The sequence below is a fragment of the Terrihalobacillus insolitus genome, from assembly GCF_028416575.1.
Taxonomy (GTDB): domain Bacteria; phylum Bacillota; class Bacilli; order Bacillales; family Amphibacillaceae; genus Terrihalobacillus; species Terrihalobacillus insolitus.
Window position 1 is genome coordinate 14793 of the sequence record NZ_JAMQKB010000022.1, and the last position, 12243, is coordinate 27035.

Below are 12243 nucleotides of genomic sequence, written 5' to 3' on the forward strand. Positions count from 1 at the left end.
TCCATGTTTTATATGAAAGGGTGTACCTTCCCGTTTCGTGCCCCACCCCTTTATATAGCCGTTGTTTATCCATTTGGATAGATAACGGCTTTTTGCATTACAGAGACGACTTGCGCGGTGAGAGGAGCGTATTACGAAAGGAGGACTAAAGATGAACAACTCATTAGCAAAGGCCCTAATAGAGGCGAAAAAACTGAACAAATGGATTCCAGTAAAGTTTCTAGTGAAATATGACATTCACAAGGTTAATCTACTGAAACTTGAGGATGAAGGAATCATTCTGACTATGAAGAGTAAGTCAGATGGATTGCTACTGAAGCTAACTCTCAAAGGCTATCATTACTTCAACCAATGATAGGTATCCAAAGAATTTAGGAGGAATTTTATTATGCAGAAGTACTTATGCCTGGATCACGAATTGATTAATGGGAAAGGAGTTTCTATTCCAGAGATTAAAACAATCTACCAATCTTTATTAAATGAAAATGAAAGAATTACAAACGAGATAGTAGATTCAATTGAATGCAACGACTATGTAAGGCTGTCTCATCTATTGGTAAGTAGAAGTAAGATCCAAGATGCAATAAAGGAAATTGAATCATTGCATGAAGATGAGCTTATCGGCCAAATGCCTACTAAGGAACGAGTCTCCCGTTTACTTAACAATGCTGCTGAATCTTTGGAGACTAGCGGTGATGAAGTATTGTTAAACGTTTCAAACAGCTTAGAAAAATTTAATCACTCAGCACACAGTTTGGTAACGAAGACAATTAATATATCAACAAAAGCATTCAGTAAGGGAAATCAGCTTAATCATAAAGCAGGAAAATATCTTGTTAAGAAAACATCAAAAGGATTATCCAAACTAGCTGATGCAATCAAGGATAAATCCTAACCCATTGAAAGGAGGTGAAAATCATATGGAAACAGGTAAACATTCACCTAAGAACAATATCGTACCATTTTCCAACAATGGTGAATCTGAAGTGGTTTCACTGCCTAATATTGTTGTATCGACTAATGAATCGAGACGACGTATAGAGGAATTGCAAACGTTTGTTGAAGATGTGATGGTAAAAGGTGTTGATTATGGTTTAGTAGATGGATTTTCAAAACCAACATTACTAAAACCAGGTGCTGAAAAGTTATGCGACGTATTCGGCTTCTCTAAAGTAGCAGAGGTCATAAACCGCATCGAGCAGTGGGAAACAGGTATATTTGCATATGAAGTGAAGATGACACTTATACGCAAGGATAACGGGCTTGTTGAATCTGAAGGCTTAGGATCATGCAACAGTAAAGAATCATCGTTTTAGCAACAAGATCCCTATACAATCGTCAACACTGTATTGAAAATGGCTAAGAAAAGAGCGCTAATTGATGCCATTTTATCTGCAACACGTTTAAGTGGAATTTTCACACAGGATATTGAAGACTTTCCACAAAGGAAAACAAAACGCTACTTAACCTGGATTCCCGCATACTCATAACGAGGTAGGCGGGATAACACCCAAGCTTTCATAAATTTCCTTTTGTTTGCTGAGAAGTTCGCCAATGCGCAGTTTTTTCCCGGGCGATTCAAAGCATTCAATAACATCCAGTTGATCCAGCACGCCCTGTAACGTATAATTTTTAAATAAATCCGTGTCCTGCATTTGCTTTTTGATATAAGAAAGGTAGATAAGCGCGATAAACTCCACGAAAATCTTCCCGTCGAGGCTCTTTTCTGATGACACCAGTGTTCGGCGCATGTTCAGTCGTTCTTTCAGATTCCCGAACGCTTTTTCAACGACATCTTTATTGCGATAAAGCTCCAACGCAGTGATGGCGTCCATGGTTTCATTGGTCATCAGTGCAAAGAATCCAAAATAGCGTTTGGCCTTGTTGACAGCTTCTGCGTTGACGGTAACTTTTGTCCCTCGTTTTGGTGTGGTTTTTGTCTCAAAGTACTTTTGATACAGCTTGTCATGTTCTGGTTGTCTTTTCCCTGATTCCAATTCCTGCCGCAGGGTGATTAACTTGCGGTCAAACGCTTTTTCATCCTCCGCGGCTCTGTCAATATTGTAATAAAAGTGAATGTACATACGCTTGGACTGCGTCAGGGTGTCCCCTTTATAAGGCCGGTGTTGCGTATAATCCCACTTCGTCCGAACCGTGCGTCCATATAACTCGTATTTCTCACTGTAGTATTCAAATGATCGAAAACCGTCATAGATAGCATCCAGTTCTTTCCGGATGAAAACAAGCGACACTTTGACGGCAATCAGGAACTTTACGTGGTCTTTCAATAATGCGTTGATATTTTCTTTACTGTAGAAGCCCCTGTCCATGACCAGCTTCACCTTGGAGAAACCAAGAACATCCAAATCGGCAAGTAGGTTTCCGACGGTTTTGGAATCAGGGATATTATCAGCCAATTTGCGGTAATAAAACGGCAGATTGGACGTTTCACCGAAGACCAGCGCCAGGTTTAGCTGAGGCAGGGGATCGTTTTCTTTATTCCAGCCGTATTGCACCTGCCTCAGAAGTTCAGACTGGCTGGATATGGTGGTGATATCATAGGCCCAAAACTCCTCTTCCGTCCGCCGTTTTCCCTGCAACCGGAAGAACTTATATTTTGCATCTTCGGTGATGGATGCGAACAGATCGCTGCTTCGCTGGGACGTGATGTTTTCACCGTAAGGGTGTTTATGTAAGTGATTCCATTTTTCAAAACGATAAAGAGGAGCACTGTCCTCTAAGATTAGATAGTATGCAATGGATAGTATCTGCCGGTACGTGCCGGGAAAACACGCTTTCAGGTCTTCTGCAATGCCGGTATGCGAACCGATCTCATCCAGCAGATACGTGGCTCCGTAAAAATAACGTGCGGTTTGTACAGAGGGATCAGGACCTCTCTTTGTCACGGCTTGTCCGCCCTCTTTCTTTTTACGCCCCCTACCGTCTGTCGGAACAATTTCCCCGGTTTTACTGTCCACCCGTCCGATTAAGGTCCTCTTGGATCGGGATTGTTGCTTGTCCTTGTCCCAGTAAGAAATGGACTCATACGCGTAGGTGATCCCTGAACGCTTATCTTTCTGATAAACGATGGTAGCCATCTTTGTCGCCTCCTCGTTATGTATATTGTAACACATAACGAGTTTAGAAACAATAAAAAAAGGGCATAAAACCCGGTGTTTTCATGTTTTTACTTGATTCATCGTTATGTAATGACGGGAATCCAGGACTTAAGGAAATCATTGAAGAAACTAACAAGCAAAGAAGTCATTCAACGGAGCCCATTCAAGAGGAAATGAAACTTCTCAAAAGAAAGCTTAACAAGGTAACAAATCACATAGACAAACTGATGAACGCCTTATTAGACGAGGAACTTCCGCAGGAAATTGTTAAACCAAAGTTATTCGCTTCACAGGAACAAAAACAGCAACTAGAAAAACGATTGGAAGCATTAAATACAGAACTAACTGAAGCTGATACAACACCAATTGAATATGATTCAGTTCAACAATTATTAGGAGACTTTAAACAGCTACTTTCACAAGCTGCACCAGAGGAACAAAAGATATTACTCCGCTCCATCATAAAGGATATACAAGTATCATTGGATGCACCTCGTGGATTGGGACGTCATATTACGAAAATTAACCTATTCTTTGATTTTACCATTGATGCTATGCCTGATAGCTACGAGCTACTTGAGATGATTTATCCAGACCTTGAACAGCAGCTAGATATCTGGTCAAAAAGCTCCATTTCATACGGTAAATATAAAAGGGACATGCTTGAGTCCCTTAATAGTTTACCCTTATTTATGGTACGGTTCCCCCCTCATAATCCGAAACGCCCGATACACCTGCTCCAACAAAACCAACCGCATCAATTGATGTGGCAACGTCATCTTAGAAAAAGACAAAGCAAAGTCACTCCGCCTCCTTACTTCCTCACTTAATCCGAGAGATCCACCAATAACAAAAGTGACCTTACTTTTCCCATATGTAGCTAGCTGGTCAATTTTTGTCGCGAATTGTTCGGATGAGAGCATGTGGCCCATTATTTCCAGGGAAATAATGTAGTCATCTGTCGAAATTTTGGATAGGATGCGCTCTCCTTCCTTTCGTTTCACTTCCTTCATTTCCGCTTCGCTCATGTTTTCTGGCGCCTTTTCGTCTGGAATCTCTATGATATCAACCTTAGCATACGCACCTAACCGTTTTATATATTCCTGAATTCCTTGTTTCAAATATTTCTCTTTTAATTTCCCAACTGCAATAATCGTTATCTTCATTGGCCTTCCTTTCTATACCTTACCCTGTGGTAACATTATTTTTCTTCGTTCTCATATACCTCATCAAAATTTGCTGCCATCTTTATATCTAGGTCTGTTAATCCCTTTGCTTGCCACGAGGATAGCTTTACCGTAACTACTTTGTAGTCAATTGATATAAACGGGTGATGCTGGATGTTCTCGGAGTAGTTAGCAATGTCATGGACAAATTTAACTCCCGCAAGATAGTTTTTAAAGCGATATTTTCGCTGAATCCACTTTTTATCGACTCGTTTCCAATCGGACAGCTTTTGCAACGCCTGCTCAATTTGTTCTTCAGTTAAACGCTCCACCTTCCTCTCATCCTTTCCTTTTTATTGATCCGATTCTTTCTTTTCTCTATTGTACCTTTTAACTTGTCATTAATAAATGAAAGTTATAGCAACAGCTTGCCATTACTGTTGCAATGTGAAACAATTGTGGTAGAAGTCTACAAAAGAGAGGGACGCCGTATGATTAAAACTTTAGTTATTGCTCCGTATCCTGGCATGGTAGAACTTATGAAAAAATATCGTCTTGAACAGTCGGATTTAGATATTGATATTGAAGTAGGTGATCTTGAAAAGGGACTTGAAATCGCGAAAAGATCAGAAGAATTGGGCTATGATGTCATCATAAGTCGTGGCGGAACAGCTTCGTTAATACAACAACATATATCGATACCCGTTGTCCATATTGATGTGACAGGGTATGACATGATAAGGGTGTTAACACTTATTAAAGGGATGGAGGATAAAGCAGCTCTTGTTGGCTTCCCTAATATTTGTCAAGGTGCAGCTACGTTGTGTAGTATTTTAGACTTACACATAAAAACCATATCAATTAATAGTGGAAGTGAAGTAAAAGAACATTTACTACAGCTAAAAAGTGAAGGATATTCGGTTATTATTGGAGACGTAGTTACCGTACAAGCCGCAGAGCAAATTGGAATGCAAGGTATTTTAATTACTTCTGGTAAAGAGTCTATTATGGAAGCTTTTGAAGAAGCAAAACGAATCTATGCTTTGTTTTCCTCTATACGTAAGGAATCCAACCTTCTTTTACAGACGCTCCATCAACTACCGTATCCCATTGCCCTAATCAATCATGATTATAAGATACAGGAGTGCAACGATCGGTTTAAGCGTGAAATTGAAGTTGATCCACTACTTCAAGATACTAGTATTTCGGGATTGCTTAAACGAATTTTGCAAGAGGGTGTTTCTGATTCGATTACGACAAAAATAGGCAATAAGATCATTACCGTCCATGGGTTTCTTGTAGGCGACACAGATAACTGTGCAGTGCTTGTTTTCCAAAGATCTCACTTTGGCAGCAATAGTGAAGAGGCCATCTTCGTTAAAACAAACATTCCACACACTCCATTAGTTGGGTCTAGTGAGTTTGTCCAAAGCACAAAAAAGTCCATTCATAGTCTTACTACTTCAAATCGACCAGTGCTTATAATTGGAGAGCCAGGTACAGGCAAAGAAACACTAACTGAAACGATTCATGCAGAACGGTATGGTTCAAATTCTCCTATGGTCATCGCAAACTGTGATCAAGTAACGGAGCACGATCTGGATAACCTTTTAGAATCAAGTACCCTGCAGGAAACAACCTTTACACTTGTATTAAAAAACATTCATTTAATACGTCCAACGTTACAACAGCATTTACTAACTACTATTAAAAGAATTCCAACTAAAGCATCTATTATTTCTATATCTGAAATAAGAATGGGGGATCAAATAGAAAAGAAACAGTTTTCTCACGATCTATACTATCAATTGGCAGAGCTGACCATTCGTATTCCACCTTTAAAGAATAGAAAGGGAGATATAGACGCTTTAGTGCAATCTTTTATCACAGAGCTACACACTACTTTTGGAAAGGAAACGGTCGGCATAAGATCAGACGCTTTAGAAAAGCTAAAAACTTATGATTGGCCGGGTAATATTAATCAATTAAGGCAAGCGATCGGTGAATTAACGTTTCATTCACAAGGTATCTTTATTGAGGTAACCGAAGTGGAAAGGTTACTATCGGAGTATCAAAGGGATGATGATGTAAAGAAGGAAGAGCCTGTTATTCCGTTGCATGGGACATTAGAGGATATGGAACAATTGATCATTCAAAAAGTGTTGGATCAAGAAGGGAATAACCAATCAAAAGCGGCGGAACGTTTAGGAATCAATCGATCCACATTATGGCGCAAGCTTAATAAATAGCTTGTGCTTTTTGTTGCAAAATGAATCAATTCTATTTATTTATTATTTCGATTGGGAATAAAATGATAAAATCAAAAAATAATTGTTGCTTAATTGCACAATCATATGTTAAATTTATATTGAAAGCGCTTCATAGTACTTATATTGTTTCATTTTAAAACACTTATGTTAAAATGGGGAGGAATTAAAATGCAAATCAAAGCAACATTAGATCGAATTCCTGGTGGGATGATGGTTGTACCGTTATTACTTGCTGCAGTATTAAACACTGTTGCTCCTGATCTACTAAGAATCGGGAACTTTACACAGGCATTGTTTGTTGATGGTGCTGGAACACTTATTGCTTTGTTCTTATTATGTACAGGTGCTCAGATTAATCTTCGTACATTTGGAGTCAGCTTAGGTAAGGGAGCAACGCTTTTAACTACTAAATGGGTTGTTGGTGCCTTTTTTGGGCTATTGGCATACATTTTAGCTGGTTCAAATGGTTTATGGATAGGCCTAGCTCCAATCGCCATTGTTGCAGCAATGACAAATAGTAATGGCGGGTTATATATTGCCATTGTAGGACAATATGGAAACAAAGATGATCGTGCTGCATATTCTCTATTAGCACTAAACGACGGACCATTCTTTACAATGGTTGCATTATCCATATTTGGAGCAATGGGATTTGTAGACGGAATGTTTTCTCTGCAATCGTTTATCGCTGTTCTATTACCTATCCTAGTTGGAATGGTTTTGGGTAACTTAGATAGTCAAATGCGTGATTTCTTAGATAAGGGAAGCTCCATGTTAATTCCATTCTTTGCGTTTGCGCTAGGTATGGGGATAGACTTCGGTAAAATCATTGAAGGTGGAATATCTGGAATTTTTCTTGGTATTGCAACCGTATTTTTTACAGGTACTGCAGGGTATTTCGTATTCAAGGCATTTAAATGGAATCCAATTGTTGGGGCTTCAGAGGGATCCACTGCTGGTAATGCTGTTGCAACACCTGCTGCCATTGCTGCAGCAAACGCAAGCTTTGCAGGTATTGCAGAAATCGCAACCGTACAAGTTGCAGCTTCAACCGTAACAACTGCTATATTGCTTCCAATTTATATCGGTTTCCTAGTAAAACGGTTAGAGAAAAAAGGAGTCAAACTACCTGACGACTATACAACAAAAGAAAAGCTATCTGAACAAGCGGCAACAAACGCATCATAGGGAAGTGAGGGAAATAGAATGGAGCGTGTTATCGGAATTATTGCCGACGACTTAACAGGTGCAAATGATAGTGGCGTTCAACTTACAGAAAAAGGCATCCAAACATCTGTACTATTTGATATTCCTAGTACAGAGGATCATTTGAGTGAAGGAATCGTAATCGACACAGACTCACGCTCTTTAAACCGTCAGGATGCATATGATGTCACAAAAAAAGCTGCAACCTTTCTTAAAAAGGCTGGCTATTCACACATTTATAAAAAAATAGATTCCACCTTACGTGGGCACTTAGGTGCTGAACTAGAGGCGATAAGAGAAGTATGTGAGCCGGAGTTTCTTGTAGTTGCTCCGGCTTTCCCTCCTTATGGACGCACTACAAAAAATGGCATTCATTACTTAAAAGGAACCAAAATTTCTGATACAGAAATTTCGCGTGATCCTAAGCATCCTGTGAAAGAATCTTCTATACCAAAATTGTTGTTTGAACAAACAGGAAAAGAAATTGGACTGATTCAAACTGCTAATTTACGTGATGATGCTAGAAAGTGGGAAAAAACACTTTCGGGGTTTAAAAAGAAAGGGATACACTATTTAGTTTGTGATGCAGAAACGATTCAAGATTTATCCACTATTGTTCACCAGATTCGTGCTTTTACTGATCAAGTGGTTTGGTCTGGATCTGCTGGTCTTGCTGAGGTACTCCCCGAAATCATTCATTCGAACGATAAAAAGAGTACGCCAACGAACCGTTTTTCCTGCCAACAGGTTTTAACCGTCTGTGGCAGCCTGTCAGAAATGACCCAGCAACAGGTTGCTTTTTTAGCCAATCAAGATGAGGTAGTACCTGTTGAAGTAGATACAGTCAAAATTTTTGAGAATAACTGGGATCACTATCAACGCCAATATATAAAGCAAAGTTATATGGCTCTAAATAATGGAAAAGACGTCGTTTTGTATGTACCATCTACGGAAGAACAAAGAGAGCAAGTCATGGAAAAGGGAAAGTCTCTTAACTTAACAGCCTATCAAATTGGAAAACAAATATCGATTGCACTTAGTATGATTTCAAAAAGTATTGTAGAAGGGAATCGAAAGGTGGATGGATTGATTTTAACTGGTGGAGATACTGGTAAAGATGTAACGCGTGTACTCAGTGCAGTCGGTTTTCATTTAATAAAAGAAATAGAACCAGGAATACCTTTAGGACGTTTACTTGGAACGTATGATGACATGTATGTTGTTACAAAAGCCGGAGCCTTTGGTGAAGAAGATTCTTTGTATACAGCGATGCTAGAACTGAAAGGAGTGCGAGCAAATGAACAAGAAACCGATTATCGGTATAACCATGGGTGATGCAGCAGGGGTTGGACCAGAGATTATCGTAAAAAGCTTACAGCATAAAGAGGTCTATAAGCATGCCCACCCAATTGTCATTGGTGATGCGAAACGATTGAAACGCGCTGCTAAACTTTTACAAGTCGATAGCCAGATTACACGAATAACTGATAAGGATTCTTTTCATACTACTACTTCAACTGAAATAAAATGCCTTGACTTAGATATTATCTCAGCAGATTTACCATTTGGTGAAGTGTCAGCTGAGGCTGGTAATGGATCGTTTCAATTCCTGAAAACAGCGATTGATTTGGCAAATGAGCATAAAATTGATGCGATTTGTACGGCTCCTTTAAACAAAGAAGCCCTCCATAAAGCCGGTCATATTTATCCAGGGCATACAGAAATTTTGGCGGAGCTTACTGGAACGAAAGACTTTTCTATGATGCTTTCTTCACCAAAATTAAAGGTAATTCATGTCACGACACACGTAGGATTACTAGACGCGATTCGCATGATTAATCCTGAACGAGTCTATCATGTTATTCGACTGGCACATCAAACGTTAACAAGAGCAGGAATTACTAATCCGAGAATTGCAGTTTGCGGAATCAACCCCCATGCAGGGGAAAACGGATTATTTGGGTATGGAGAAGAGGAAGAGAAGGTTGTACCTGGTGTGATGAAGGCACAGGAAGAAGGGATAGATGTACAAGGTCCCCTTCCTGCCGACACTCTATTCTTCCGAGCTGTTCGTGGTGATTTTGATATGGTAGTCGCTATGTATCACGATCAAGGTCATGGCCCAATAAAAGTACTGGGACTGGAAGCTGGCGTGAATATTACAGTCGGTCTTCCGATTATCCGCACCAGTGTAGATCACGGAACTGCTTTTGACATCGCAGGAACAGGAATTGCCGATGAACAAAGTTTATTGGAGGCAATTCGACAAGCTATTGAACTAGCACCAAAAAAATGAGGTTAAGAATGGGTTAGGAATTTGAGGTAGCGGAGTGCACTACCTCATTTTTCATCCATCTTATTTTGAATGATTTAGCCTTTCTGAATCCTGCAGCAAAATTTTTTTTGCTACGACAAAACCTGGATATTTTGGCCATTATATTATTGGTGCTCTTGTTTACGCTTAATTCAGACTTCCCTTTTCTAATCGGTTTACTTATAATAAAGTTATCCTCTCGTTATTCCCTACCTCTTTTTAACAATTTCTATTAGGAAAGGAAGTGTGCGATGCCTTACAAATCACGCACGAAATCGTTAGAGTTATTAGTTTTAGAATCCTTAGATACCCGAATGCATTTAAGCGATAAGGATAAGCAGTATTATCATAATCTTAGAAAGGGGTATGAAGGAGAGAAAGTATTTGATGCTTTGCTAGAGAAGCAACAGTTTGATTGTCTCATATTAAATGATTTACTACTTAAATTGAAAAATACTACATTTCAAATCGACTCTCTAGTAATTATGTCAGGAACGATTCAATTTTATGAAGTAAAGAATTTCGAGGGAGATTTTATTTACGAATCGGACAAGTTGTATAAGAATGAAAAAATTGAAGTTAGCAACCCTCTCAATCAGTTAAATAGAAGTGAATCTTTACTACGTCAATTAATACAGAGTCTTGGATTTAATTTCTCCGTTAAAGGTTCTGTTGTTTTCATTAACCCCGAATTTACCTTGTATCAATCACCACTTAACAGACCTTTTATCTTCCCAACTCAAATCAATAGTTATTTAAACAAACTTAGTTCCTCATCTTCTAAATTACACGGAAAGCACAAAGCGTTAGCAGATAAACTAATTGCACTGCACATGCAACAATCACCCTATCAACTATTACCCTCATACGATTATGATCAACTAACAAAAGGAATAACTTGTCTAAGCTGCAACACATTTAATCTCACCCTCGATGGTAGGTATTGTGTTTGCAAGGATTGTGGGCACAAGGAAATGGTTGACACAGCCCTATTACGTAGTGTAAAAGAATACAAGCTTTTATTTTCTAACAAACCTATTACCACAAACGGAATACATGAGTGGTGCAAAATCATTGAATCTAAGAGAACGATTAGAAGAGTTTTAGAGCAGAACTTTAAAAAAGTGGGCATAAAACAATGGGCTCAATACGAATAAATATTAAAATACAAGTTAGTTAGCTGAACGACTGGTATGGGGCCTTTAACTAGGTGTGGGCTTCTACTGAATATAACTGAATGAGAACGCATTTTATCCGTTTTCCAACCCGCTTGCGCTCTCATCCGGTCGATCACGATGCGTTCACTCCGTTTTTTGACCCGAACGCGCTCTCATCCAGCCGATCACGACGCATTCACTCGGTTTTCTGCCCCGATCGCGCTCTCATCCAGCCGATCACGACGCGTTCACTCAATTTTTCGACCCGAACGCGCTCTCATCCAGCCGATCACGACGCGTTCGCTCCGTTTTCCGACCCGCTCGCGCTCTCATCCAGCCGATCACGACGCGTTCACTCAATTTTTCGACCCGAACGCGCTCTCATCCAGCCGATCACGACGCGTTCGCTCCGTTTTCCGACCCGCTCGCGCTCTCATCCCGCCGATCACGACGCGTTCACTCGATTTTTCAACCCGAACGCGCTCTCATCCAGCCGATCACGACGCGTTCACTCGATTTTCTGCCCCGCTCGCGCTCTCATTCGGCCGATCACGACGCGTTCACTCGATTTTTCGACCCGATCGCGCTCTCATCCAGCCGATCACGACGCATTCACTCGATTTTTCAACCCGCTCGCGCTCTCATCCAGCCGATCACGACGCGTTCACTCGATTTTTCGACCCGATCGCGCTCTCATCCAGCCGATCACGACACGTTCACTCGATTTTTCGACCCGAACGCGCTCTCATCCAGCCGATCACGACGCGTTCACTCGATTTTTCGACCCGATCGCGCTCTCATCCAGCCGATCACGACGCGTTCACTCGATTTTTCGACCCGAACGCGCTCTCATCCAGCCGATCACGACACGTTCACTCGATTTTTCAACCCGAACGCGTTCTCATCCAGCCGATCACGACGCGTTCGCTCCGTTTTCCGACCCGCTCGCGCTCTCATCCAGCCGATCACGACACGTTCACTCCGTTTTCCAACCCGCTCGCGTTCTCATCC

General features: G+C 40.5%; 11 protein-coding genes. 8 read left to right on the forward strand and 3 right to left on the reverse strand.

The window, feature by feature from the left end:
* Positions 1-151 precede the first annotated feature (151 nt).
* From NC797_RS15115 to NC797_RS15125, 3 genes are read left to right on the forward strand one after another with little or no spacing between them, the layout of a single operon-like run.
* Complete coding sequence (locus tag NC797_RS15115; protein ID WP_272437650.1) at positions 152-355, forward strand: hypothetical protein; 204 nt, start codon at positions 152-154, stop codon at positions 353-355.
* A gap of 33 nt (positions 356-388) precedes the next feature.
* Positions 389-895 (forward strand): hypothetical protein, encoded by a 507-nt coding sequence (locus tag NC797_RS15120; protein ID WP_272437651.1) that lies wholly within the window; start codon positions 389-391, stop codon positions 893-895.
* Positions 896-920: 25 nt separating this feature from the next.
* Entirely contained in the window at positions 921-1316 is a 396-nt protein-coding gene (locus tag NC797_RS15125; RefSeq protein ID WP_272437652.1) for a hypothetical protein, read from the forward strand.
* Between the two features lie 168 nt (positions 1317-1484).
* Here NC797_RS15125 and NC797_RS15130 read toward each other — a convergent pair whose 3' ends face one another.
* The 3 genes from NC797_RS15130 to NC797_RS15140 form a co-directional block, all read right to left on the reverse strand.
* Positions 1485-3098 carry an IS1634 family transposase gene (locus NC797_RS15130; RefSeq protein ID WP_272437653.1) on the reverse strand — a complete coding sequence of 538 codons (1614 nt, stop codon included), beginning with the start codon at positions 3096-3098 and terminating at the stop codon, positions 1485-1487.
* 707 nt (positions 3099-3805) lie between these two features.
* A complete protein-coding gene (rlmH, locus tag NC797_RS15135; protein WP_272437654.1) occupies positions 3806-4285 on the reverse strand; it encodes a 23S rRNA (pseudouridine(1915)-N(3))-methyltransferase RlmH in 480 nt (159 codons plus the stop codon).
* A gap of 35 nt (positions 4286-4320) precedes the next feature.
* The gene (locus NC797_RS15140) at positions 4321-4617 is read right to left on the reverse strand and encodes a 4a-hydroxytetrahydrobiopterin dehydratase (RefSeq protein WP_272437655.1); all 297 of its coding nucleotides are present in this window, start codon (positions 4615-4617) and stop codon (positions 4321-4323) included.
* A 159-nt stretch (positions 4618-4776) separates the two neighbouring features.
* On the opposite strand from NC797_RS15140, the gene NC797_RS15145 reads away from it, so the two are divergent.
* From NC797_RS15145 to NC797_RS15165, 5 genes are all read left to right on the forward strand, one after another.
* Complete coding sequence (locus NC797_RS15145; RefSeq protein WP_272437656.1) at positions 4777-6534, forward strand: sigma-54-dependent Fis family transcriptional regulator; 1758 nt, start codon at positions 4777-4779, stop codon at positions 6532-6534.
* Between the two features lie 189 nt (positions 6535-6723).
* Positions 6724-7743 carry a 2-keto-3-deoxygluconate permease gene (locus tag NC797_RS15150; protein WP_272437657.1) on the forward strand — a complete coding sequence of 340 codons (1020 nt, stop codon included), beginning with the start codon at positions 6724-6726 and terminating at the stop codon, positions 7741-7743.
* 18 nt (positions 7744-7761) lie between these two features.
* Positions 7762-9096: a four-carbon acid sugar kinase family protein gene (locus NC797_RS15155; protein WP_272437658.1), complete on the forward strand. Its 1335-nt coding sequence runs from the start codon at positions 7762-7764 to the stop codon at positions 9094-9096.
* Positions 9059-10057: a 4-hydroxythreonine-4-phosphate dehydrogenase PdxA gene (gene pdxA, locus NC797_RS15160; RefSeq protein ID WP_272437659.1), complete on the forward strand. Its 999-nt coding sequence runs from the start codon at positions 9059-9061 to the stop codon at positions 10055-10057. The genes NC797_RS15155 and pdxA overlap by 38 nt, the downstream gene beginning before the upstream one ends.
* A 269-nt stretch (positions 10058-10326) precedes the next feature.
* Positions 10327-11232 carry a nuclease-related domain-containing protein gene (locus tag NC797_RS15165; protein ID WP_272437660.1) on the forward strand — a complete coding sequence of 302 codons (906 nt, stop codon included), beginning with the start codon at positions 10327-10329 and terminating at the stop codon, positions 11230-11232.
* Positions 11233-12243 lie beyond the last annotated feature (1011 nt).